24 protein-coding genes are annotated in these 23,997 nt (G+C 41.0%); 5 read left to right on the top strand and 19 right to left on the bottom strand.

The features are described 5' to 3' along the window. Positions 1 to 10: 10 nt before the first annotated feature. The 5 genes from ACO1QW_RS04770 to ACO1QW_RS04790 form a co-directional block, all read right to left on the bottom strand. Complete coding sequence (locus tag ACO1QW_RS04770; RefSeq protein WP_486256193.1) at positions 11 to 769, bottom strand: tetratricopeptide repeat protein; 759 nt, start codon at positions 767 to 769, stop codon at positions 11 to 13. A 9-nt stretch (positions 770 to 778) separates the two neighbouring features. Then, positions 779 to 1,180: a dihydroneopterin aldolase gene (folB, locus tag ACO1QW_RS04775; RefSeq protein WP_486256195.1), complete on the bottom strand. Its 402-nt coding sequence runs from the start codon at positions 1,178 to 1,180 to the stop codon at positions 779 to 781. A gap of 8 nt (positions 1,181 to 1,188) precedes the next feature. After that, entirely contained in the window at positions 1,189 to 2,130 is a 942-nt protein-coding gene (trxB, locus tag ACO1QW_RS04780; RefSeq protein WP_486256196.1) for a thioredoxin-disulfide reductase, read from the bottom strand. A gap of 89 nt (positions 2,131 to 2,219) precedes the next feature. Next, the gene (locus ACO1QW_RS04785; protein ID WP_486256197.1) at positions 2,220 to 3,110 is read right to left on the bottom strand and encodes a DUF4249 domain-containing protein; all 891 of its coding nucleotides are present in this window, start codon (positions 3,108 to 3,110) and stop codon (positions 2,220 to 2,222) included. 176 nt (positions 3,111 to 3,286) lie between these two features. Further along, on the bottom strand, positions 3,287 to 4,147 hold the full coding sequence (locus tag ACO1QW_RS04790; protein WP_129132464.1) for a sigma-70 family RNA polymerase sigma factor: 861 nt from the start codon (positions 4,145 to 4,147) through the stop codon (positions 3,287 to 3,289). Between the two features lie 281 nt (positions 4,148 to 4,428). On the opposite strand from ACO1QW_RS04790, the gene ACO1QW_RS04795 reads away from it, so the two are divergent. After that, complete coding sequence (locus ACO1QW_RS04795; RefSeq protein ID WP_486256199.1) at positions 4,429 to 5,451, top strand: threonine aldolase family protein; 1,023 nt, start codon at positions 4,429 to 4,431, stop codon at positions 5,449 to 5,451. Between the two features lie 45 nt (positions 5,452 to 5,496). Here the strand turns inward: ACO1QW_RS04795 and ACO1QW_RS04800 are convergent, their stop codons facing one another. From ACO1QW_RS04800 to ACO1QW_RS04840, 9 genes are all read right to left on the bottom strand, one after another. Next, the gene (locus ACO1QW_RS04800) at positions 5,497 to 7,653 is read right to left on the bottom strand and encodes a carboxy terminal-processing peptidase (protein ID WP_486256201.1); all 2,157 of its coding nucleotides are present in this window, start codon (positions 7,651 to 7,653) and stop codon (positions 5,497 to 5,499) included. Between the two features lie 224 nt (positions 7,654 to 7,877). Next, the gene (locus ACO1QW_RS04805) at positions 7,878 to 9,362 is read right to left on the bottom strand and encodes an FGGY family carbohydrate kinase (RefSeq protein WP_486256202.1); all 1,485 of its coding nucleotides are present in this window, start codon (positions 9,360 to 9,362) and stop codon (positions 7,878 to 7,880) included. After that, positions 9,359 to 10,354, bottom strand: a complete 996-nt coding sequence (locus ACO1QW_RS04810; protein WP_486256204.1) for a transketolase family protein — start codon at positions 10,352 to 10,354, stop codon at positions 9,359 to 9,361. Before ACO1QW_RS04810 ends, ACO1QW_RS04805 begins: the two co-directional genes overlap by 4 nt. A 1-nt stretch (position 10,355) precedes the next feature. Continuing rightward, positions 10,356 to 11,180: a transketolase gene (locus ACO1QW_RS04815; protein WP_486256206.1), complete on the bottom strand. Its 825-nt coding sequence runs from the start codon at positions 11,178 to 11,180 to the stop codon at positions 10,356 to 10,358. Between the two features lie 10 nt (positions 11,181 to 11,190). Next, on the bottom strand, positions 11,191 to 12,609 hold the full coding sequence (locus ACO1QW_RS04820; RefSeq protein ID WP_486256208.1) for an L-fucose/L-arabinose isomerase family protein: 1,419 nt from the start codon (positions 12,607 to 12,609) through the stop codon (positions 11,191 to 11,193). Positions 12,610 to 12,613: 4 nt separating this feature from the next. Continuing rightward, a complete protein-coding gene (locus tag ACO1QW_RS04825) occupies positions 12,614 to 13,378 on the bottom strand; it encodes a DeoR/GlpR family DNA-binding transcription regulator (RefSeq protein ID WP_486256210.1) in 765 nt (254 codons plus the stop codon). 120 nt (positions 13,379 to 13,498) lie between these two features. Further along, positions 13,499 to 14,449, bottom strand: a complete 951-nt coding sequence (locus ACO1QW_RS04830) for a phosphodiester glycosidase family protein (RefSeq protein ID WP_486256212.1) — start codon at positions 14,447 to 14,449, stop codon at positions 13,499 to 13,501. Between the two features lie 7 nt (positions 14,450 to 14,456). Beyond that, positions 14,457 to 15,386, bottom strand: coding sequence for a lipoyl synthase (gene lipA, locus ACO1QW_RS04835; protein WP_486256214.1), 930 nt, complete (start codon positions 15,384 to 15,386; stop codon positions 14,457 to 14,459). Between the two features lie 30 nt (positions 15,387 to 15,416). Continuing rightward, entirely contained in the window at positions 15,417 to 16,241 is an 825-nt protein-coding gene (locus ACO1QW_RS04840; protein WP_486256215.1) for a hypothetical protein, read from the bottom strand. Positions 16,242 to 16,342: 101 nt separating this feature from the next. On the opposite strand from ACO1QW_RS04840, the gene ACO1QW_RS04845 reads away from it, so the two are divergent. Continuing rightward, positions 16,343 to 16,747: an OsmC family protein gene (locus ACO1QW_RS04845; RefSeq protein ID WP_486256217.1), complete on the top strand. Its 405-nt coding sequence runs from the start codon at positions 16,343 to 16,345 to the stop codon at positions 16,745 to 16,747. Here the strand turns inward: ACO1QW_RS04845 and ACO1QW_RS04850 are convergent. From ACO1QW_RS04850 to ACO1QW_RS04870, 5 genes are all read right to left on the bottom strand, one after another. After that, positions 16,737 to 18,005: a DUF2851 family protein gene (locus ACO1QW_RS04850; protein WP_486256219.1), complete on the bottom strand. Its 1,269-nt coding sequence runs from the start codon at positions 18,003 to 18,005 to the stop codon at positions 16,737 to 16,739. The two genes, ACO1QW_RS04845 and ACO1QW_RS04850, sit on opposite strands and share 11 nt — an antisense overlap. Positions 18,006 to 18,115: 110 nt before the next feature. Beyond that, complete coding sequence (locus ACO1QW_RS04855; RefSeq protein ID WP_486256221.1) at positions 18,116 to 18,682, bottom strand: Maf family protein; 567 nt, start codon at positions 18,680 to 18,682, stop codon at positions 18,116 to 18,118. Further along, a complete protein-coding gene (locus ACO1QW_RS04860) occupies positions 18,682 to 19,626 on the bottom strand; it encodes a geranylgeranylglycerol-phosphate geranylgeranyltransferase (RefSeq protein ID WP_486256223.1) in 945 nt (314 codons plus the stop codon). The genes ACO1QW_RS04855 and ACO1QW_RS04860 overlap by 1 nt, the downstream gene beginning before the upstream one ends. A 135-nt stretch (positions 19,627 to 19,761) precedes the next feature. After that, a complete protein-coding gene (locus ACO1QW_RS04865) occupies positions 19,762 to 20,286 on the bottom strand; it encodes a KdsC family phosphatase (RefSeq protein ID WP_486256225.1) in 525 nt (174 codons plus the stop codon). A gap of 24 nt (positions 20,287 to 20,310) precedes the next feature. Beyond that, positions 20,311 to 21,078, bottom strand: a complete 768-nt coding sequence (locus ACO1QW_RS04870; protein ID WP_486256226.1) for a Rossmann-like and DUF2520 domain-containing protein — start codon at positions 21,076 to 21,078, stop codon at positions 20,311 to 20,313. A 65-nt stretch (positions 21,079 to 21,143) separates the two neighbouring features. Here ACO1QW_RS04870 and ACO1QW_RS04875 point away from each other — a divergent pair, with 65 nt between their 5' ends. The 3 genes from ACO1QW_RS04875 to topA form a co-directional block, all read left to right on the top strand. After that, positions 21,144 to 21,986: an alpha/beta hydrolase gene (locus ACO1QW_RS04875; protein ID WP_486256228.1), complete on the top strand. Its 843-nt coding sequence runs from the start codon at positions 21,144 to 21,146 to the stop codon at positions 21,984 to 21,986. A gap of 157 nt (positions 21,987 to 22,143) precedes the next feature. Then, on the top strand, positions 22,144 to 22,497 hold the full coding sequence (locus ACO1QW_RS04880; protein WP_486256230.1) for a putative zinc-binding protein: 354 nt from the start codon (positions 22,144 to 22,146) through the stop codon (positions 22,495 to 22,497). A gap of 148 nt (positions 22,498 to 22,645) precedes the next feature. Next, the coding region (gene topA, locus ACO1QW_RS04885) for a type I DNA topoisomerase (protein ID WP_486256232.1) at positions 22,646 to 23,997 on the top strand (1,352 nt) is incomplete at its 3' end.

Here is a 23,997-nt window from a genome sequence, read left to right on the forward strand (position 1 = left end):
GATTTTTCCCTTAAGCCTTCCACGATGCCAGCAATTGCTTTGCTTCTGATTTAATGGTTGGATCATCGGCTGCTGTATTAGGTAAACGCAAAAGATGATTAAGCGTTTCAATGGCTTTTGTTTTCTTATTGTTGCGGTGATAAGCTTTCGCCAGTTCTAAATAATTCAATACAAATTCAGGACTTAAGCTTTTTACTTTTTCATAATAATACACAGCCGAATCAAGAGAGTTCTTTTGCAATCCGCCAAAGAATACTTTCACTGCTGCTTTTTCTACACCATTTAAATTGCTTACTTCGTAATGCCAGCGTGCAATCACAAACAGCGCTTTAAAATTTTGTGGATTATAGGTTAATGCCCGGTCAGCATAATTTTTTATTTCACGCACATATTCAACTTTTTCTTTACCGTTTTTCAATAACGACATACGGGCATAGGCAAACGACATGGCAACGTTCGCATCACTGTCTTTTGGATTTACACGCAAAGCACGTTCTGCATAAATTTTTGCGGCTTTATAAAAATCCATTTGCTTTTCTTTTGTTGGCTGTCTTCGGCCGATACGGCTTGCCAGTTCACTGCAACGTGTGAGTGCATGCAAATGATTGGGCTGAAGTTTTGTTACTTCTTTAAATTTTTGATAAGCGTCTTCTTCTCTTAGTTGCTTTTCGAGCAAATCGCCCTGCTTCACCAGTTCTTCAACAGACTGAGCTATTGAAACCGCTGTGAAAAAGAGCGTGCTAAAAACTATAAGAATGATTTTCTTCATGTGATCCGGTTAAAATGTTTTATGCAAGGTTATGCCTGTTTTACCTTCAAAATTTTCAATGGGTGGCGAGCACTTGTCAATATCGAGTTTTATTTCAGTAATAACGGGAAAACGGGTCTTAATCGTATCACAAATATCCTGCGCAACCGTTTCAATGAGACTGCTTTTTTGCCTCATTCGTTGCTTTACTATCTCAAACAGAGCAACATAGTTGATGGTTTGGTCGAGGGAAATAATTTTACCCACAGGCTCATAGTACACAGAAAGATTTACTTCGAAAGGCCCGCCAGTTTGATCTTCACCTGCATACAAGCCGTGATGTGCGTGAAATTTTAAATCTTTTAGATGAACAGCTACCATCTGCCGAAAATAAAAAAGTCCTGCTGTATCAGCAGGACTTTCTTTGAACAAATCGGGTTTTATACTACCCCGTTTGCTGATAAATAACGTTCAGCATCTAATGCAGCCATACAACCGCTGCCTGCTGCAGTTACAGCCTGGCGATAAATTTTATCCTGCACATCGCCACCTGCAAATACACCTTCTACATTTGTTTTAGATGTGCCCGGAATCGTTTTAATATAACCTGCTTCATCCATATCAATGAAATCTTTGAAAATAGCTGAGTTGGGTTCGTGACCAATGGCAACGAAGAAACCTTGAACAGTTATTACAGATTCCTCACCCGTTTTATTGTTCTTTACTTTCATTCCGTCTACTTTGTTATCGCCGAGAATCTCTACGGTTTCAGTGTTCCAGTAAACTTTAATGTTAGGCGTGTTCAACACACGATCCTGCATTACCTTACTTGCACGCATTGCATCTTTACGAATAAGCATGTGCACAGTAGAACAAAGCTTACTCAGGTATAACGCTTCTTCTGCCGCTGTATCGCCAGCACCTACAATGGCCACTTCTTTACCACGAAAAAAGAACCCATCACAAACGGCACAGGCACTTACACCGTAACCGTTGAGACGCTGCTCACTTTCCAAGCCAAGCCACTTGGCACTTGCACCGGTGCAAATAATTACGCTGTCAGCTTCAATGAGTTTTTCATCATCGATCCAAACTTTCTTGGGAGTTGTGCTGAAGTCAACTTTCGTTGCCAAACCATATCGTATGTCTGCACCCATGCGGGCTGCCTGCTTTTCAAAATCAACCATCATTTCCGGACCCTGTACGCCATCAGCATAGCCGGGATAATTTTCAACTTCTGTAGTAATGGTTAACTGTCCTCCTGGTTGAATTCCCTGGTATAATACAGGTTTCAGGTTTGCCCTGGATGCGTAGATAGCTGCAGTGTAACCTGCAGGACCTGAACCGATGATTAAACAATGTACTTTTTCTGCTGCTTCCATATTCTTCTCAAAAAAATTTAGTCGGCAAATTTAGCCCCATTCAATGAATAAATTGTTGACGCCATTTCCAAACGAACAGGTGTGGATAATTAACGGGGAATGATAACCGTAGTAAATTGGTTGCCATAACCTCCAAAGTAGCCCAATGCACCATTGCTGATATTACCCAATATTTTGGTGGGAGATGAAAACGGGTTACCAATGCTCTGATAGCTAAACTCAACAGTTCGCCAAAAATCGAAAGTGGCTTTATCAATATTGCTGAACTTAACAGTTACAGTATCGCCCTTCTTGAAAAAACCATACTCTTCAAAATCAAGATCAACATTGCGATCAATACCACGATCAACATCTACAGTGTAGGTTGTGCCATTTACAAAAGCATCGTCAAATACAGAGTTGAACCCCGGATAAAAAGCTCCTCTGTTAACCCTGGTGAAATAGCGGGCATAATCGCCAAAGGGCTGTGGATCGCTCACCTTTGCCCGCACTACTACTTTGGTGCTCGTGTCGGGTGTATTTGGCGCTTTCACCCACCACATGGAATCAATTGTTTTCCTGACTTGCGGGATATTAGTACTGGCTTTATACTCCTTTTGCTGCCATACAATGCGAAGTTGGTATTGCTTGCCCAATTCGCCTTTAATGATTGTTGACGGGCTGGAAAGATCAGTACTGTAATAGCTGAAAGGTATCGTCGTGCCGGGCACAATTAGGTCATAACGTCGAAGTTGATGTGTACTGTTGCCAGTAGAGATATACACTTCGGCATCTTTCACCAATGAATTGCCAATTACTTCGGCCGAAACTTTGGAGAAATAGTTAAGACTTTTTGTAAGGATGACAACGGGATCCTGGCCGTTTTCAATGGAGGCATCAACAGTAAGTAGCTGATCGGCATCTTTCAGGTTAAAATCTATTTTCTTTTCACAACCCAGCATTAGAAGTAACAAACTGCTGAGCAAGACAAATCTTTGCATAGGTCAAATTTAAGGCAGGAACGTTTGAAATTTATATGAAGGATATGCTAATTGTGAATACGAGTTTAACATCTCCGCTGCGCTCGATACATGTCACCCTCTTCGATTGCGCTCAGGGTGTGAAAACAAAAACCCCGACACTAAGGCCGGGGTTTGATACTTAATACCCATTATAATTAATTTCCGAGATAGCTCTTCAGCGCATTGCTGTAGCGGGCTTTCTGTAAACGTTTGATCGCTCTTTCTTTGATTTGGCGGATACGTTCTTTCGTCAAATCATATTTCTGACCAATTTGCTCAATGGTTACACCATTTTCGCCATCCAAACCAAAGTATGCGTTAACGATTTCTGCTTCACGTGGACTGAGTGATTTCAACACACGACGAATCTCGTTACGTAACGAATCTTTCATAACATCTTCGTCTGTATCATCACTACCTTCCAGCAAATCGCCCATCGCTACGTCTTCTGCTTCGTGCACGGGTGCATCTAGTGAAGTGTGACGGGTATTGCTTTGGAAAATATTGTTGATTTCAGTCTCACTCATTTCCAGGATATCAGCCAGTTCTTCAGTTGAAGGCTCACGCTCATGCTCCTGTTCAAAAGCCATATAAGCTTTATTGGCCTTGTTGTAAGTACCGATCTTATTTTGTGGTAAACGTACCAAACGACCCTGCTCAGCCAATGCCTGCAGAATTGATTGACGAATCCACCATACAGCGTATGAGATGAATTTAAAACCTTTGGTTTCATCGAAACGCTGAGCAGCTTTGATCAAACCGAGGTTTCCCTCATTGATCAAATCACTTAACGATAAACCCTGGTGTTGATATTGCTTAGCTACTGATACCACGAAACGAAGGTTCGATTGTACCAGTTTATCTAAAGCCCTTTGATCACCCATTTTGATACGTTGCGCAAGAGTCGTTTCCTCCTCAGGCGTGATCATCGGGATCTTTGAAATTTCCTGTAAATACTTCTCAACCGCTTGTGAGTCACGGTTGGTAATCTGAGTTGCAATTTTGAGCTGCCGCATATTAAATTCCTCTTAATTGTTTGAAACGTTACTAAGACAGGGAAAATCGACGGGGAGTTGGGAAAATCTCGTTAAGAATCCACTGTAACCGTCTGCAAAGTTAATCATCAATCGCCGTTTTTCATAGCCCATGTGAATAATTGAGGCTTCTTTAGGCATTGTTGGATCGTTTGCAATGGAAACTTAACTCTGATAAACAACAATTTAAAGGCCAATAAGGTTTATTTTCAGACAAAAATTTTACATAAACGGTTAATTTGCTTATTAATTAAATCATTGATATGGAATGGATTGATCTTAGAAGTGACACAGTTACACAACCTACAAAAGAAATGAAGGAGGCTATGTGGCAGGCAAAGCTTGGCGATGATGTTTTTGGTGAAGATGAGACTGTGAATAAGTTGGAAAAAACAGCTGCAAAAATGTTTGGAATGGAGGGTGGTTTATTCTGCCCTTCCGGCACTATGACCAACCAGATTGCCATTAAAATGCATACCCAACCTGGCGATGAAGTAATTTGCGATGAGCTGAGTCATGTATACCAATACGAAGGCGGCGGCATTGCCTTTAATTCGGGAGCTTCTGTTCGTTTATTGCAGGGAGATCGGGGAAGAATAACGGCCACCCATGTTGCTGAAGCCATTAACAACAGAGATGATGTGCACAAAGCCATCTCCAGCCTTGTTGTTTTGGAAAATACCAGCAACCGTGGTGGCGGCAGTTGCTATGAATTGGACGATATTGCTGCAATCAAAGAAATCTGCAAGTCCAATAATCTCATTTTACATCTTGATGGTGCAAGGCTTTTTAATGCGCTGGTGGCGAAACGGCAAACAGCTGCTGATTACGGGCAATTGTTCGATTCCATTTCTATTTGTTTAAGCAAAGGGCTTGGGTCCCCCATTGGAAGTGTGTTGCTGGGAACGAATGAAAAGATAAAAAAAGCAAGACGAATACGTAAAGTGTTTGGTGGAGGTATGAGGCAGGCAGGTATCATAGCGGGAGCAGGTTTGTACGCATTGGAACATCATGTCAATCGATTAGCAACAGATCATGCTCATGCAAAGTTGATTGAGACCACGCTGCTTTCTAATGCAAGCGTTGAATCTGTCTTGCCAGTTGAAACCAATATTGTCATCTTCCGTGTAAATGAGAATATAAACGCCGACGAATTGGTAATGAAATTAAAAGAAAAAGGCATTCTCTGTTTTACAATGGGAAAACAACAGATACGATTTGTATTGCATTTGGATATAACGGAAAATATGGTGCAGCGTACTGTGGAGATATTGCAAAAAATATAAACCCCGGCTTAAAGCCAGGGTTTATTACTTATTTCAATCAAATTATTATTTGCCATTAGAACGGCCAGCTTGTTTATTCTGTGCAATAAAATATTGCTGAATCATATCGTTCATGATGTTTACTGTTTCACCAAGATGAACATCATTCTTAAGGCGGCTAATAAATACTTTGTTACGCTCTTCTTTATTGGTATTTCCCTTAATGGTTGCAAGATCAGCTTCGAGATTAAACACTTCCAGAGGAGTGTTCAGCTTTATCAACGAATCAATTGTTTGAATCGTAGTGCCAAGTGTTTTCTTATCCTGGCGGAATTTATCCACCTTCAAAGAGAAATGCTTGTCATCATACTTCGATAACCAATCGCTTTTTTCGCCTATTAGTTTAAACGTTGGACTTTGATTAACACGCTGCTTGCTTTGCTGAACAATATAATTAAAGTCGAAGTCCGATTTCCACACTTTATATTGTGCGCTTCCAATTTCATCCCATGTTAATGCATAAGGTTCATCTTTCTCACGCAATTTCAAATACTCATATTGATCAGGCAGAACGATATCAGGAACAACACCTTTCAATTGAGTGCTTGCACCTGTTACACGATAGAATTTCTGTAATGTTAATTTGATATTGCCAAGTTCAGATGGATTATTACTTGTCCAGCTTGCACGATCAAGTTCAATGTTACGTTGCACCGTTCCTTTACCATACGTTGAAGTGCTGCCCACAACCAAACCACGTTTGTAATCCTGGATAGCTCCTGCAAAAATTTCAGAAGCAGATGCACTAAATTCATTTACCATAACCGTTAGTGGTCCATCCCACAATACATTTTTGTTGCGATCACGCAAGATGGTTGGAGATTCATCCCTACTCTTTACTTGTACAACCGGACCATCTTCAATAAACAAACCAACCATTTCCACGGTTTCCATCAATGAACCACCGCCATTTGTACGGAGATCAATGATTAAACCATTTACACCTTCTGCCTTTAACTTGATAATTTCTTTTGCCACATCCTGCGCACAACGGTTACCGTTTGCATCCTGGAAATCTGCATAGAATGCAGGAAGATAGATGTAACCAATTTTATGATTATCTGGTCCTTTGATGATGGTACTCTTTGCTCGGTTTTCTTCCAAGTCGATTTTTTCACGAATCATCGACACAACTTTGATCACACCACTTGGCTTTTTAATCGTCAATTTTACTTCTGTTCCTTTCTTACCACGAATTAAACGAACAGCATCAGGCACTTCAAAACCTGTAAGATCTTGTGGCTCGGCGGCTCCCTGCGCTACTTTCAACACAATATCTCCTACTTGTATTTCACCTGACTTTGCAGCAGCACCGGCAGGCACTATCGTTGTGATCTTGATGTTACCATCTTCTTCGAGAAGAGAAGCACCAATTCCAAAGAATTCACCGCCGCTCATTTGCTCGTCAAATGCAATTTTTTCCAATGGGGGTAAATAGCTGGTATGCGGATCCATTGTTTCAGTGATGCTGTTTACCAGGTAATTGAAACGATCTTCATCCTTAAAGCGATTACGGAAACGATCGAACATGCGATCGAAAGTTTTCAGCACTTTTTCACGGGCTTCTTTTTCCATTTGCACCGGAGTCTTTGCTACAAAGCCTTCCTTACCTTTATTTTTTTCCTGTTGTTCAACAAGATCAACATAACGGTCGAGTGTATAATATTTTAATTTCAGGCGCCATGCTTCCTTACGCTCTGCTTCTGTTTTTGGATACGTACGCTTATCATCATCGTCCATATACTTTTCTTCTACGTTAAAGTCGAATGGCTTTTGCAAAATGTCTTTGTAGAGAAGAGCCACTTCTTCCATGCGCTTTTTATACACGGAATTAATAGCATAAAATGATTCAAGCGTTGCTCCATGAATTTCGTCATCGATCTTTGCTTCATATTTTTTGAATTGATCGATATCTGATTTCAGGAAATAAGTTTTATCTCCATCAAGCTCTTTGAGAAACTTGGTAAACACCGTTTTCGAAAATTCGTCATCAATCTTTTTGGGGTTATAATGCCCCTCTTCCAGGAACTCACCGATCAACTGCAAGATGCGTTCAAAACGGTTGGCGGGTTCGTTGCGGGTAGTGGATGATTGTACGGCGTAAAAGATACTGCCCCCCAGCAGGAGAACAAGTATGATCAGCAAACTCTTTTTAGTAAACATATATTGGATAAAATTTGACATAAAACAATTATCGTAAAAATAACGAGAAAAGGCGTGCCAATATTGGCCGCTTATACAAATACAAGCTTTTAACAAGCTATTTGGTCAAAAGTTGTGCCCGAAAATGAGGTGTTGTTTTCTTATAAAGGGCTAACACTCATTATTTATTTAGCAGAAATTTTTTTACAATAATGCGGAGGCAGACGATTTCGGGGAAGATCTCTCTACGCAAGTACATGGGACTGCCAGTGTTTATATGCGGATTCCAGATCAATGTTTACTACATGTTTGTATAGTTTCTCAACTTCAATACATTGTTTTAATGTTCCGAGATTTTGGTAAAGGCCCGTTGTTAATCCGGCTAAAAAAGCCGTGCCAAGTGCCGATGCATCTGCAACGGCTGAACGTGTTATATTGATATGCAACAGATCGGCGATCATTTGCATAACGAATTGGTTGCCCGAAATTCCGCCGTTAATGTTTACTCCTTTTAAAGCAACTGTGGCATCTGATTGCATAGCTCCCACTACATCTTTTATTTGAAAAGGAATAGATTCCAAAGCAGCTCTCACAATATGATTTGTTGTTGTGCCAAAACTTATTCCGTTGATGGATGCACGCCTGTCCATTTGCCAATGCGGTGATCCTAATCCACTAAAAGCAGGAATCAGGTACACACCACCGTTATCAGCCGCAGCTTTTGCCATATCTTCCGTTTCGCTACTGTTGCTGAATAAACCCAGTTCATTTTTTAACCACTCGATAGTAGCACCGCATGAAACAATCACTCCCTCCAGTGCATAATCAATACGTCCATCGATACTCCAGCAAATAGTAGTCACCATGCCGTTGTTCGATTGAACAGGTTTGTCTCCGATGTTCATTAAAATACTGCAACCTGTTCCTAAAGTAGCTTTGGCTGTGCCGGCTTCAAAACAACCTTCTCCGAAAGCTGCCGCATGCGAATCACCGATCATAGCTGCAACAGGAATTGCTTCTGGAAACAACCCATCCAACGTTGTTTCGCCAAATGCTGCAGAAGATGGTTTTACTTCGGGTAGTTGAATACCTTTTAAACCAAATGATTTAATCAGCTCTTCATCCCATTGCAGCGAATGAAGATTGAACAATAACGTTCTTGATGCATTGGTATAATCAGTTGTATAGTTTTTTCCATTTGTCATTTTATACAACAGCCAGGTATCAATGGTTCCGAAATAAGCTTCACTATTTGCAATTGCATTTTGCACTGCCTTCATATTTCTATTCAGCCAAATAAGTTTTGTTGCAGAGAAATATGGGTCGATCACTAATCCCGTTTTATGATTTACCTGTTCAGCTAAACCCTGTTGCTTCAGCTCCTCACAGATCTGTACCGATCGTTTGCATTGCCATACTACAGCGTTGTGTAAAGGCTTGCCTTCTTTATCCCAAACAACAAATGTTTCCCGTTGATTGGAAATTCCAATACCTGCAATCTCTGTTACATTATATCCTTTTGCAACAAAATCCTGCAAACAGTTTGTAACTGAAGCCAGCACGTTTTGATAAATAGCTTCGGGTTCCTGTTCAACAAAACCATGATCGAAATAATGTGTATGCAAATTTTCAGAACCTTTCGCAACAGCTTGTCCCTTCTCATCGAAGATGAGTGATTTGGTAGAGCTTGTGCCCTGATCAATTGCAAGTATGAATTGTTTGTTCGTCATGATAGTTTTAATAATGCCGTTACTTGTTTTGCAATTCCTTCTTTGCTTATGCCATAATGATTTAATATTTCTACCTGCGAACCTGTAACGGTGTATTCATCGGGAATACCCATGATCTTAAACGGTTTTTTATAGCCATGCTGCAATAACCATGATGCACATGCTTCCCCCAATCCACCGTTCACACTATGTTCTTCGATTGTAATGATGGCGTTGCATTTATCAGCCAACGAAGAAAGCAAAGCCGTATCCAGTGGTTTAATAGTGTGCATACTAACTACGGTTGCGTGTATGCCTTGTTCTTTCAATAACTCTGCTGCCTCAACTGCGGGATAAACAGTTTCGCCATTGGCAATAATGGCGATATCATTTCCGTCGCTGATCACTCTTCCCTTACCAAACGCAAAGCCTCCTCCGATCGGGTTATCCTGACAGGCATCGCTGTTATCTGTTTTTAATGAAGGCATTATTTTTTTGCCGAAACGCAGGTACACAGGTTTATCACTTGCAGCAGCCAGTTCGGTTGCTTTTTCTGTTTCGTAATTATCCGCAGGAACAACAATGGTAATATTGTTGATGGCACGCAGCACTGCAAAATCGTGCAGACTGTGATGCGTAGTTCCCAATGCACCATAGCTTACACCTGCACTGATGCCCACAACTGTAACCGGATGATCGCTGTAACAGATATCGTTCTTGATTTGCTCTAATGAGCGAGCTGTTAAAAAACAAGCAGGTGAAACAGCAAATACTTTTTTGTCGCATGACCCTAAACCTGCAGCAACACCAACAAGATTTTGTTCTGCAATTCCTACTTCCACAATTTGTTGCGGAAACTTTTTTCCAAAGGGAACCAGTTTACCTGATCCACGTGAATCGCTGGTAACAGCAATAATGTTGCGGTCTGCATCTGCTAATCGTTGCAGCGTTTCAGCAAAAACATCCTGGTTTGGCTTATCGCCGTTTGTATTTGTATTGATTACTTCTGCCATATTAGATTACAGTTAATGCGTGATCCAATTCTTTCATCGCCTGTTCATATTGTTCTTTGCTCGGTACTCCATGATGCCACTTTAACTCGTTCTCCATGAAGCTTACTCCTTTACCCTTGGTTGTATGAGCAATGATCATCGATGGTTTTCCTTTTTCAAAAGGCAAGGCTGCAAATGTTGCTTTCAATTCATCAATATCATTTCCGTTTACATATTTCACCGACCAACCAAATGCTTCCCATTTTTTATCTAACGGGTCAGTATTCATAACATCGGATGTTGGTGCCGTTATCTGCAAACTGTTCTTATCAACAATTGCACAGAGATTATCAAGTTTGTAATGCGCTGCGCTCAATGCTGCTTCCCAGTTGCTGCCTTCAGGCAATTCACCATCACCCATTAATGTAAACACACGATAATTTTTATTGTCGAGTTTGGCTGCAATGGCAGTGCCTACGCAAATCGGCAAACCATGACCCAATGCACCTGTATTCTGTTCAACACCTTTTACTTTTCTTGTTGGATGACCGATATAATGCGATTGGTATTTGCACAATGTGTTCAGATCCTCTTCCGGAAAGAATCCTTTATCGGCCAATACTACGAACAATGCTTCAACACAATGTCCTTTGCTTTGCACGTAACGGTCACGGTCAGGCGATGAAAAGTTTAAGGGCGACACATTCATCACATCATTGTACAGGACATTCAGAATATCGGTACACGATAAACTGCCTCCGGTATGGCCCGCCTTTGCGCCCACTATATACTTCAGGATGTTTTTCCTGTAGTTGATTGATTTGATTTTTAATTCTTCAGTTGTCATGCTGTTTCAATTAATGCACATAAGTTTCCCAACCCAGGTAATTTTCAAATGATTCTTTCAAAATGCCTGCTGTTTTGCTGGCATTCATCACAACGTGGTGTTCAAAACCATTGCGACATACATAATTCATCAAGCCTTGCAGGTTATTAATCTGCGCTACAGCACGATTACCAAATGTGTTCAATGCATCATTGGTTAATTCGCCTTCGCCGATGTAAGCTTTGATGATGCCTTTACAATCATCAGTGCTGATGCGGCCGTATGTTAATGGCATTGCAGGTGTACGACCATCCAATGCACCGTATGTGTTTTCTGTACCAACACTTGTACCTAAGATGGGTGCTGTGCTGATGCTGATATCCGGTAAAAATGATTTCGCCCAGTTACCGCAATGGAACAACACACATTTTGTATCATCATCGGCATAGTTATTATTCCAGTCAACCAATGCCGACGGTGAACCACTTGCCAACTGCATCGCATACATACTGAGTGTACCTGTCACATCCACTTCGCAGGCAGATGGCAACATGTTTTCACTCATCATACTCATGCTGGTACAAACATTACAACCATAGTTTTGCTGCAATGATGTCCAGCATTGAATAGCTGTTGCATCTAATGCATTCGCCGCCATGAAATCGGCAAGCACTACATCCAGTTTTGCGATCTGTACAAGTTTATCTGGAGGTGTTAAACCGGTATTGGCATATGCATGAATCTTTTCCAGTTTCTCTTTTACCGATTTATCATCTGCTGTTAACTTATTGGCATTCCCCAAAATTTCAGAGAGATCAACTGTTGTAACTGAAATACCATTTCGTTGCAATAATTTTTCGCTATAGCGGACTGTATTAAAAGCTGTAGGTCTTGCACCTACCGCTCCAATACGAACCTTACGCAAACCATTTACCACTCGACAAGTGGCAGTAAAATTTTTCAAATCCCCAATAAAACTTTCGTCCGTGGGACGAACAACATGCTTTGTTGTTAATGAATATTTGATACCGAATTGGTACAAGTTATTGCAGACAGAAATTTTTCCGCACCATGCATCTCTCCTGTTCACCACATCCATCTTTCCAAGATCATCAGGATAACCTTGAATCAACACAGGAACATTCAACCCCGACCATTTAATGGTTTCAGCCACGCCTTTCTCATCACCAAAGTTGGGTAACACAACAAGGATTCCGTCAATCTCATCGGCATGTTGTTTAAACAAGGCGGCACATTTCTGTGCTTCTGCAAATGTTTCCACACCGCCGAGTTTTGTATCGGCATCGCTTAATAACACCGGCTTAATATTTAACTGTTTAAAAAGGTCAAGAATTTCTGTTCTTGCTTCGGCCACCAGTTTATCAGGAAAAAAATCACGGTTACCAATGATGACGCCCAGCGTTGCAGTTTTATAATTTGTTGTACTCATAATTTTAGCTTGCTATGATTAATTCAATATCGTTGTCGTTAAATACCTGTTTGTGTTTTTCTTCCACACCACTATCGGTAATGATGTAATCGATGAGTGATAATGCACCGAGACTTGCGAATGCAGCTTTGCCCATTTTGGTTGAATCGGCAACGAGATAAGTTGTTTCAGCGGCTTCGATCATTGCTTTCTTCACAACTATGTCGCTGATGCTGGGATAGGTTAAACCAGCTTTGAGTGAAATACCTGCAGTGGCAAGGAAAAGTTTTTGCACATGCAAACCTTTAAAAAAATCAGCGGCTTTTTGACCGGTTAATGAAAGTGTTGGCGGCTTGAATTCACCACCGGTTACAATTACTTCAATGCCCGGCTCTGCACCCAGCATCAATGCAATGTTCAATGCATTGGTGATGACGGTGAGATTTTTCATGCCCTTCAATTTCTTCGCTACTTCTGTTGTGGTGGAACCGGAATCGAGAATGATGGTATCGCCGCTTTCAATAAACTCAAGGCACTTGCTGGCGATGAGTTCTTTTTTATCGAGGTGCTCCTGGTGAGCAAGGGAAAATGCCTGCACCTGGTCTTTTACATTTTTAAGAAAGGCACCGCCGTGTTCACGGATGATGAGGCCATCCTTATCCAGTTTTTCGAGATCCTGGCGAATGGTTACTTCGGTTACTTTAAACAGTTTGGCAAGGTTCAGCACCTTGGCTGATCCGTCTTCCTGCAGTAATTCGATGATCTTTTCCCTTCTTTGATTGGCGAGCATAACCCTGTATTACGCAACAAGATTAGCGAAAAATGGCAAAAAATCAAAAAAAATCGAAAATAAACGAAAGGAATATTTTGAAAACAAAAGCAAACAAAAGGTTGTTATCGAATAAAAACTCTATTTCTTATTGGCTATCATAAACACTGCCGGCACAGCCCTCTGCCCTTCTTTATCACTTGGTTTGATCGTTTCTTTACCGTTTACCAATAAACAACTACTGCCGCCGCCATCAAGATTTAAGGCTTCCACGCAACCAAGATCAAGCAGAAGTTTTGCCAATTGTGTTAACGATGCGCCTTCTGCAAGGCCGGGCATTCGTCCCTGCACAACAAGAATGATCAATTTGCCATCGGCAGTATAGCCCATTGCCGTGCGTGGATGTTTGTCATCAATGGCTTTGCCGCTGAACATACGTTCTTCGTTATTGCTGATAGAAATCTTCCCCCTTTGTATCAACACCGGTCCACCTGCGATGGCTGTTTTCATTTTCCATTTTGTTGACCGGCCTGATATGTTTTTATTCTGTATTGATGAAGCTGAATCCTTATAAAAGCCCGGCACTTGTTGAAATGCTTTGGCATATCGAGTTGATGAATCTGTATACAACCAGGCAACATCGGCCTTGCGTTTTTTGCTAATTCCAATCGCTGAGCGAAACGTATGCATATACATCAACGTGTCCTTTCCTTTCAATGCGGTTGTATGCACATTGTACGAAACCAATTTCCCATCTTTGATCACCGCATTCAAATTCCTGTTCGTGGCAAAATCAAAAAAGGTACCGTTCACCACCAATAACGGCTGATTATTCTTTTCATAAAACTGTCGGGGAGTAAACCGGCGTTGATAAGTGGTATCTGTCGTGAAATTTAGTTTCCTGTCTTTCAAATCGGCAATAACATAGTAGGCAATATTTGATTTGCCTTCAACAAAGTCCGTGGTTGTAAACACATGTACCGAAGAAGGCAATGGCCCGTAAAGTGAATCAACATTCGTCCACTTCACCTGCGACAAACAAAAAGGAGCAGTGATGAAATACAACACTGCTCCTGCAAAAAATTTCTTCATGTATTATTTATGAGATCATGGATGCTTTTTCTTCTTCCCATTTTGCTTTACCGTAACCGGGAAGCACATGTTTTTCGCTGTGGTAACTGGAACGCACCAACGGACCACTCTCCACATAATCCAAACCAATACTGTAACCAACTTCACGGTATTCCTTAAACTCATCGGGGTGCACAAAACGTTGCACAGCTAAATGTTTCTTGGTTGGTTGAAGATACTGGCCAATGGTAACCACATCAACCCCGTTCGCTTTCAGATCATGTAATGTCTGAATCACTTCTTCTTTTGTTTCACCTAAACCTAACATAATACCGCTCTTCACCCGCATACCGTTTTCTTTCAGGTAACGCAACACTTCCATACTTCGCCAGTATTTTGCCTGGATGCGTACCTGCCGTGTTAAACGTTCAACCGTTTCAATGTTATGCGACACTACTTCGGGATGTGCTTCTACAATACGTTGCACATTTTCCATCTGCCCTTTAAAATCAGGAATTAGTGTTTCTAATGTCGTATCAGGATTCAATGATTTTACTGCACGGATGGTGTTGTACCAAATAATACTTCCGCCATCTTTTATTTCATCACGATCAACCGAAGTAAGTACAGCGTGCTTCACTTTCATTAAATGAATTGCCTCGGCTACACGTTGCGGTTCATCCCAGTCAATGGGATCGGGGCGGCCGGTAGCAACTGCACAAAAACCACAGCTGCGTGTACAGGTATTTCCTAAAATCATGAACGTTGCTGTGCCTTCGCCCCAGCACTCGCCCATGTTGGGACAATTACCACTTTCACAAATTGTATGGAGTTTATTCTTATCAACCAGGTTGCGTACGTGGCGATAACTTTCGCCAATGGGCAAACGTACTCTTAACCAATCGGGCTTTTTTAATTTCTGCTCTGCGGCAGCATCATTCACTACAATTTCCTGCATAATTTCAACTAAATGAGGAGCAAAGTTAGGCTACTTTCGTTTACCAAACATAAGGGCTATGTAGCCGTTGAAAAACACCTGCTGTTCGGGATTCAGCAACATGATCTGCACTTTACGGGAATAAGCTTCGAGGTTTACACCTACTTCAATAGCGGTAACCACTTCATTAAAACGACCGTAATCGAAACGCAGTGCAGCTTTAGCATGCACACCGGGAACAAATTTTATTTCATTCCAACCAAAGCGAAGACCGGTGCCCATTAAAATATTACCTGGTTGAAGAAATGCAGCACTATCTGCCGGTGTGTATTTTATATTTCTTGTTCCTTCAGGGCTGTTATCCTGTATGCGAACATAATAAGGACGTTCTAACCCTGCAGAAAAACCTCCGGCATAAATAGCATGAATGGCAACACCGTTCTTATTTGTTTTACCGCCGATCATGCGTTGCTGACCATAAGAAAGTTTTAGTTGGTAAAAACTATTGCGTTTGCCATATACATAGGGATTTCCAATTTGAAGAAACCCACCGCTATTTAAAAGATTGTTGAGCTTTTGCTCTTTTGGATGTTTCTTTTCGTTTAACTCAAGTGCAAAAAGATTGGTGGTCTTCACGGTTTTCAAAAACCCTTTTTCAAAAACCAAACCCCAGCCATCGGTGTTTAGTCGTAATCCAAATACGGTTTGTTTATTGAAAACAAGTGCGCCTTCTTCTTGCTGACGGATCAGATTATCAATTTTCTCCCGGCGTGCTTCTTTCTTTGCATCACGTTCTATTCGGCGGCTGTTTTTTTCTTGTGCAACAGTTGTACTAACTACCAGGAGAAGAGCAAAACTCAGGTAAAATATTTTCACAAGCTTGAAATTATTGTTTGAACGTAAATTTACATCTTTAAACGATTAGTGCCGCATTATGGTATATTGCTGTACAAATCCTGAACCATAAATTTAACAACATGACTTCATCCATTGTTTATAAAGGTGAATTACGCACCGAAGCAGAACATCTCTACAGCCATAATATTATTGAAACCGATGCACCCCTAGATAACCAGGGAAAAGCAGAACGATTTTCACCAACCGACCTTATGGCAACTTCATTAGGCAGTTGTATGCTTACCATCATGGGTATAAAAGCAAGAGACATTCAAATCGACCTCACCGGTGTAAAGATTGAAATTCAAAAACACATGAAATCCGATCCCCGTCGTGTAGGTGCCATTGATGTAACCTTTCAGTTTCCATCGAATCTTCAGCTCGATGAAAAACAAAAAGCCATTATGAAAAATGCAGCTCTCACCTGTCCTGTTGCGAAAAGCATTCACCCCGATATAGAACAGAACGTAGTTTTTAACTGGTAAGTTGCTTTTTTAAAATATTATTTCCAACAGCACATTGCAGGCAACGTTTGGTTGCGCAGTAATTCTTTTTGAGATAAAGCAAGGCCTGTGAGTCAAAAGCGGATTGATGAGTTGCGCCGGCTTGTTCCCATTGGTGGGTAATATTGTTTTTCTCTTTGGGCATTTGCTGCAACCATTGGATGGCCTTTTCTTTTGCCGGTTCATTGCGATGTTCATTGGCATATACAAACAAGAGGGGAATAACTGTATTGATGAGCAGGTTATCGATCATCGTTTTTCCCATTTGCTTTTTGCGGTATGCACTTTCTTCATTTAATAAATAATGATAATGCCAGTAATCATTGGCAGTAACAGAAAACATTTGCCTGATGGTGTCAAGTGATTTGGCTTCCATCACTTTTGAAAACAAATGATTTGATTGATGAATAAGCATAGCCAGTTGTGCTAACCTGATAGTTGGAAAATTTGATGGCCGCATCCTTAAAAAATGAATGGGATGTGCAATGGGTTTTAATTGGTGCTTCTGCTGAAGAAACTTGTATTCTTTCTGTAGCATAATAGGATAATCTTCTGTAAACTCTCCGGTCAACAATCCTGCTTGCCCCAACAACAATGCTTCAAGCTGATGGATTTGGTTTTTGTGTTTGGCGAGTAATGTAACCGGTAAGGTTTGTGCAATCGCTTCAAATGCTTCGCCATTTAACGGGCTCCCGAAGTTTTTAGCAAGCAATTGCCAGAATGCTTCTTCCCAATGACGATTGGTTCGTTGCAGTATATTTTGAATATGATCGTTTTTTTGCTGCAATCGTTCAGCCAGCATCCGTTCTTTCCAACTATCCCAAACAATAGCGTTTACCTGCGACAGTTGATTATCGCAAGCAATAAAACTGTTTTGCTCCATCATTTGAGCATAGTATTGCAAGAGAGATGCTGAAATACGATTCTTTAATTCCAATACGGGAACAGAAGATGGTCCTGTTCCATCATGCTCATACACCACGTGAAGTATTACATTGTTGTAATGCTCATCATCAGTATGACCATGTTTATGCCAATCACTTGTCTTCAAATGAAGTTCGATGGCACCGGCCCAGGTAACATTGTTCATGAGCAATTTTGCATGCTGAAAATCCGGGCCTTGATTTGTATTGAGTAAGCCTTGTGAAATGATTTGTACAGGCTCCTGCTGTACAGTTAAAAGTTGATCACGGTTAAAATAAAGATGCTGCCAGATGAATTGCAGCAGGTGTTCGTTCATGGAATACAATTTGAAAATGCGGAAATTTGATAATTTGAAAATTAGAGAAAGAATTTCAGATTGTCAATAGAAGAAGGTTCAAAAGAACCGAAGCTTTTGTATTTGCATTTTCAAATTTCAAATTCATTAATCGCTCTCATCACCCTGCTTACCGGTAATCCCATCACATTATAAAAATCACCTTTCACCCGCTTTATACCCACCACCCCAATCCATTCCTGGATGGCATAGGCACCGGCTTTGTCGTAAGGTTTGTATTTGTTTACATAAAACTCGATCTGCGCAATACTCAGTTTGTGAAACTCGACTTCGGTGATATCAGCAAATGACGTTTCGGTATCATCACGCATAAGCACCACACCGGTGATTACCTGGTGAACCTGGCCCGAAAGCTCAGTCAATATTTCAATGGCATTGTCTTTACTTGTTGGTTTGCCGATCACTTTTCCGTTTAATACCACAATGGTGTCAGCTGCCAGTATCAGCCGGTCATGACTCAACTCCTCTTTTACAGCCAATGCTTTATTACGGGCAATATATACCGGCACTTTTTCAATACTAAGCGAAGCCGGATACATTTCATCCGTATCCTTTACCATTACATCAAAAGGAATTTCTGCCCATTCGAGCAGTTGCTTACGCCTTGGCGATTTTGAGGCAAGTATGATCCGTTCCATCAGGCAAAAAATTTAAACAATACCATGGAGACTATTCCGGTGAAGATCACAGCTTTTATCCATTTGCTTAAGGCAGCAAAATCTTTTGTTTGCTTTGCTTTAAACAAAAGGTATAAACAGTAAGCAGCAGGCAATATGATCAGGAAAAGATTATATGCCGCAGCTATCCACATTCTAAATTGCAATACGTAGAAAAAAACGATCAGCAATAATACCAGCAATATCATCAACCAAATGCTGGCAAACACTTTCGAAAACGAAACGCCCCACACAATGGGCATCGTTTTACAACCATACTTAGCATCGCCATCCATATCCTCAATATCTTTTACCACTTCACGAATGAGCGTAATAACAAAAGCAAAGCTTGAATAAAGAATAGCCAATCGCAATAGTTTTTGATGAGCACCTAATTGTACCGGATGCATTAAATGAAAACTGTGTTGCACAGTCAACAGATACACCACAAATACAACCCATGCCGTTAACAGCGAAATAAGAATATTGCCCGTCAATAGTTTCTTTTTAAACGTTGTGCTATAAAACCAAAGCACAAACACACAGCCCATATTAGCAAATCCAATGAGCCAGTTGCCATTTTGCAAGCCAATATAAAAGCCCATCAAAACACCTGCAAAAGAAAAGAAGAGATGAAAGAAAATGGCCCATCGGCGGCTGATACCCCGATCAACTACCATTCGATCAGGTTTATTTACCAAATCAATATTAAGATCGAAATAATCGTTAATGACATAACCGGCAGCAGCAATAAATATGGACGAAAGACAAAGAATTAAAAACAACTGATGATATTCTCTTGTCATGTACAGGTTACCAAAAAGCACAGGCTGCACCACGCAATAGAAAAACAAGAATTGTGTTAACGCAATAAAAACTAGATTGGGCCAACGAATTAATCTGAAAAAATCGGCGAGCTTCTGCATCGGGTAATTTATACTGTGAAGATAAGTCTAAATACGAATTACCAATTGGCAATAAGCAATAGACAAGTAGCAATAGCTAACATTTCTTTTTTGCTTATTGGCTATTGCTTATTGCCAATTGTTTATCTGTTTAAATTATAACGCACTCGTTGCTGCCGCATCAACCGCCCAATCGTTGTTCAGCTTTAACACTTTTTCAATCACTTCACGCACACAACCTTTACCTCCATCGATGGTAGAAATAAAAATTGATAGTGCTTTGATCTCCGGCACCGCATCGGCCGGACAAGCAGAAAGCCCCACCAGCTTCATTACTTCAAGATCAGGAATATCATCACCCATGAACAGTGTTTCTTCCCATTTCAAATGATTCGATAATAGAAATTGTGCCAGCACTTCCTCTTTATCCTTCACTTTCATAAATACATTACGCACACCCAAATACTCCAACCGCTCAGCACATGGCTTGCTCACACTTCCTGAGATTACCACCACATTGTAACCTTTCTTAACAGCTAACTGTAAAGCATAACCGTCTTTAATATTCATGGTGCGTACGAATTCATTCCCCGGCAGAATCATCAGCGATCCATCGGTAAGCACACCATCCATATCAAACACAAAAGTCTTAATACTGGAAAAACGTTCGAGCAGGTTCATATAAAATTGTTACGGCCGAAGTTCTTATTTTTTTCGATACAGCCTGCGGATGCTTTCTGAAAGTTCGTGGTAAAGGTCCTGCAGGTGCTCATCAATTTCAAGCAACAGCAAATGTTTTTTAATGGTTTCTTCATCGCCACGTCGGGCCGGACCGGTTTGCATATCCACTGCATGCCCCTGCGTTAAGCGGCAAGCCACTTCTATAATTAAAGGATGCAGCATTTTAAAATCGAGGTGGCGGTCTTTGCAATAATCTTCAGTTAGTGCGTACAGGTGATTAGTGAAATTGCTCACCATTACCGCTGCGAGGTGCATTTTTAAACGGGTATCATCATCTGCCGGCTGTACATTCTCAGAAAAAGTAGCAGCAAAATCGGCCAGCAATACATTTACCTCATCAGAACTTCCATCAACCAAAAAAGGTACGGGGGGAATAACCATCATTTCCTTACGTAAACTTTGCAATGGATACAACACACCATAGTTGGGCGAACTATTTTGCAGCACATCTTTACTAACGCTGCCGGCTGTGTGCACCAATATCTTTCGTTTAAAGTGTAATTGTTTTGCAAGTTCAGGAATAGCGCTGTCGGTTACGGCCATAATACACAAATCGGCTTCTGTAGTAATATCGTTTAATGACGTAATGGCTTTTGCGTTTACTTTGGCTGCAAGTGCTTCGGCATGTGCTGCATTCCTGCTCCACACCTGCGCAATTGTGTGGTCGGCTTTCCTGATCATTTTGGCAAGCACGGTAGCTGTATTACCGGAACCGAGAAGAACAATGTTCATACAATGCAAGGGTTAATGAAACGGAAGAAGTAATTTGCAACAAAGTAAAACATCATTCCTGAATAATGAAACTCGCCCAGAAATTAGTAGTTGGATATTACAGGGCAAAGCTGAACATCTTTGCCAAACTATCGAAACGAAAAGCTGCTGAAAAAGCATTTGAATTATTCTGCACCCCATACGCTACCAACAAACAGAAAATGCCCCCGGTGTTTGATAAAGCAGAAAAGCTTCATTTAAAATTTGAAGATTATAATCTTGTTGGCTATCGATGGAATCATCCGCAAGTCAAGAAAGCATTGATAATACATGGCTTCTCTTCGACCATTAAAAAGTTTGATCACTTTGTGATGCCACTCGTGAAGAAAGGATATGAAGTAATTGCTTTTGATGCGCCTGCACATGGCGATAGCAGTGGAAAAACCATCAATGGATTTCAATACCGTGATACGATTAAAGCAGTATATGAAAAATTCGGGCCTGTCCATTCTTTTATTGCTCACTCGTTCGGAGGTTTGGCCTTGTCACTTTTTATGGAAGAACAGGAATACCAGGAAAATAAAAAACTGGTGTTCATCGCCCCTGCTACAGAAACCGACAGTGCCATTAACAGCTTTGCAGATTTTTTACGGATAAATGATGATGTGAAAGAAGAAATGCGGAAGATCATTTTTGAAAAGAGTGGACTTACGGCTGACCAGATTTCCATTTTTCATGCAGCAAAAAAAATAAAAGCAGATGTGTTGTGGATTCATGATGAAGATGATGACGTGACGCCATGGACCGATGCTGCAAAGATCCAGGCAGAGAATCATTCTAACTTTCAATTCATGCTTACCAAAGGTTTAGGGCATCGACGGATTTATAGGGACAACAAAGTGAAGAAGGCGATTATGGAGTTTTTGTAAGTTGTCTGCACACCTGAAAGCTGGATGTGCAACATTTACTTTTTAATATGATGTGCAAGCAGCAGTTGGGCGAACAGACATCATCCCCTTTCATGACAGCAAGCAGTCCATCAACACTTCCCCGCCAATATTTTTGCGTATAATAAATAATGTACGCATGGCTGATGTCAGCAAACCTCTCGTTTATTCCTGCTCCGGCTGTTCAAGCGCTGCACAAATGGCGAATCATCTTGCCATTAAACTAGATCGTTTGGGAAAAGCAGAAATGTCCTGCATCGCCGGTGTGGGTGGCAATGTAAAAGCGTTGGTTAAAACGGCCAAGTCGGGCCGGAAGATCATTGCCATCGATGGCTGCCCTCTCGCCTGCGTGAAAGCCTGTTTAAGTAACCATGATATTACACCGGATCAGCATTTTGAACTATCGGGCTATTCTGTTAAAAAACAAAAAGGCGTCGACTTCGATCTGGCAGAAGCGGACGCAATTCTGCAACAGGTACAAGCCAATCTGTAACCAAACATCAACTAAAAACCAACCATTTACATTCTTTAATTCTTCATTACCAATCGTCCCTCTTCGCACTCTTTTCTTGCATTTATCAATCATTTTATAATATTGTGCTGCCGATGTCCTCAAAAAAAACCGGCTGTGGAACCAATTTATGGCTAAGAATTTACTGATAGTGGAGAGCCCTGCCAAAGCAAAAACGATTGAAAAGATCCTTGGAAAAGACTTTGAAGTGAAGAGTTGCTATGGCCATATCCGTGACCTTGAAAAAGACGAGATGGGTATTGATGTAAACAACAATTTTGAACCCCGTTATATAGTTCCCGACGAAAAAGAACGAGTGGTAAAAGAACTGAAATCGCTGGCCAAAAAAAGTGACGAAGTATGGCTGGCAACGGATGAGGACCGTGAAGGAGAAGCCATCAGCTGGCATTTATGTGAAGTACTCGGCCTCGACCCCTACAAAACAAAACGCATCGTCTTCCACGAAATTACGAAGCCGGCAATTCAAAAGGCAGTGCAAAATCCACGCACAGTAAATATGGACCTGGTGTTTGCACAACAGGCCCGCCGCATCCTTGATCGTATCGTTGGTTTTGAACTAAGCCCGGTTTTATGGCGCAAGATGAGCATGCGGAATAACCTTAGCGCCGGTCGTGTGCAGAGTGTTGCAGTTCGCTTAATTGCAGAACGTGAAAGGGAGATCAATGCATTTGCTGCTACTTCTTCTTTTAAAATAGAAGCACTGTTTACTGCCAAAGATCTAAGCGATCGTAACGTAACATTTAAAGCAGAAGGCAAAAAACAAAACAGTTCAGAAGATGCTGAATTCTTTCTTAATAGTTGCAAGGGCGCAGACTACAAAGTAAGCGACATACAGGTACGACCCGGAAAAAAATCGCCTGCACCTCCATTTACTACATCTACCCTTCAACAGGAAGCAAGTCGTAAACTTGGTTATAGTGTAAGCCGCACCATGCAACTTGCACAAAAGTTATATGAAAGTGGTAAGATCACTTATATGCGTACCGACAGCGTGAACTTAAGTGATACTGCACTTGGTGATCTCACAAAAACCATTAAAGGAATGTATGGTGATAAATATCACCAGTTCCGCAAGTTTAAAAACAAAAATGAAAGTGCACAGGAAGCACACGAAGCCATTCGCCCAACGTACATGGAAAATACAACGGTGGATGATGCTGATCTGAAACGTTTGTATGAACTCATCTGGAAACGCACCATGGCATGCCAGATGGCCGATGCGGAACTGGAACGTACAACAGCAAGCATTTCTATTTCTACTAATAAAGACGAATTAAAAGCCGAAGGTGAAGTATTAAAGTTCGATGGCTTTTTAAAAGTGTATCGTGAAGACAGGGATGATGATGATGTGAATGAAGATGATTTGCAGGAAGGTATGTTGCCACCATTAACAGTTGGACAGCAATTGCCTTTTATTGAAATGAATGCAACAGAGCGTTTTACTCGTCCTGCTCCACGTTA

The organism is Lacibacter sp., assembly GCF_057361365.1.

Bases quoted from the DNA above. Each gene is read 5' to 3' on its own strand.
- ACO1QW_RS04770 (WP_486256193.1), bottom strand. From the start codon at position 769: ATGAAGAAAATCATTCTTATAGTTTTTAGCACGCTCTTTTTCACAGCG.
- trxB (WP_486256196.1), bottom strand. From the start codon at position 2,130: ATGGAAGCAGCAGAAAAAGTACATTGTTTAATCATCGGTTCAGGTCCT.
- ACO1QW_RS04785 (WP_486256197.1), bottom strand. From the start codon at position 3,110: ATGCAAAGATTTGTCTTGCTCAGCAGTTTGTTACTTCTAATGCTGGGT.
- ACO1QW_RS04790 (WP_129132464.1), bottom strand. From the start codon at position 4,147: ATGCGGCAGCTCAAAATTGCAACTCAGATTACCAACCGTGACTCACAA.
- ACO1QW_RS04795 (WP_486256199.1), top strand. From the start codon at position 4,429: ATGGAATGGATTGATCTTAGAAGTGACACAGTTACACAACCTACAAAA.
- ACO1QW_RS04800 (WP_486256201.1), bottom strand. From the start codon at position 7,653: ATGTTTACTAAAAAGAGTTTGCTGATCATACTTGTTCTCCTGCTGGGG.
- ACO1QW_RS04805 (WP_486256202.1), bottom strand. From the start codon at position 9,362: ATGACGAACAAACAATTCATACTTGCAATTGATCAGGGCACAAGCTCT.
- ACO1QW_RS04810 (WP_486256204.1), bottom strand. From the start codon at position 10,354: ATGGCAGAAGTAATCAATACAAATACAAACGGCGATAAGCCAAACCAG.
- ACO1QW_RS04815 (WP_486256206.1), bottom strand. From the start codon at position 11,180: ATGACAACTGAAGAATTAAAAATCAAATCAATCAACTACAGGAAAAAC.
- ACO1QW_RS04820 (WP_486256208.1), bottom strand. From the start codon at position 12,609: ATGAGTACAACAAATTATAAAACTGCAACGCTGGGCGTCATCATTGGT.
- ACO1QW_RS04825 (WP_486256210.1), bottom strand. From the start codon at position 13,378: ATGCTCGCCAATCAAAGAAGGGAAAAGATCATCGAATTACTGCAGGAA.
- ACO1QW_RS04830 (WP_486256212.1), bottom strand. From the start codon at position 14,449: ATGAAGAAATTTTTTGCAGGAGCAGTGTTGTATTTCATCACTGCTCCT.
- lipA (WP_486256214.1), bottom strand. From the start codon at position 15,386: ATGCAGGAAATTGTAGTGAATGATGCTGCCGCAGAGCAGAAATTAAAA.
- ACO1QW_RS04845 (WP_486256217.1), top strand. From the start codon at position 16,343: ATGACTTCATCCATTGTTTATAAAGGTGAATTACGCACCGAAGCAGAA.
- ACO1QW_RS04850 (WP_486256219.1), bottom strand. From the start codon at position 18,005: ATGAACGAACACCTGCTGCAATTCATCTGGCAGCATCTTTATTTTAAC.
- ACO1QW_RS04855 (WP_486256221.1), bottom strand. From the start codon at position 18,682: ATGGAACGGATCATACTTGCCTCAAAATCGCCAAGGCGTAAGCAACTG.
- ACO1QW_RS04860 (WP_486256223.1), bottom strand. From the start codon at position 19,626: ATGCAGAAGCTCGCCGATTTTTTCAGATTAATTCGTTGGCCCAATCTA.
- ACO1QW_RS04865 (WP_486256225.1), bottom strand. From the start codon at position 20,286: ATGAACCTGCTCGAACGTTTTTCCAGTATTAAGACTTTTGTGTTTGAT.
- ACO1QW_RS04870 (WP_486256226.1), bottom strand. From the start codon at position 21,078: ATGAACATTGTTCTTCTCGGTTCCGGTAATACAGCTACCGTGCTTGCC.
- ACO1QW_RS04875 (WP_486256228.1), top strand. From the start codon at position 21,144: ATGAAACTCGCCCAGAAATTAGTAGTTGGATATTACAGGGCAAAGCTG.
- ACO1QW_RS04880 (WP_486256230.1), top strand. From the start codon at position 22,144: ATGGCTGATGTCAGCAAACCTCTCGTTTATTCCTGCTCCGGCTGTTCA.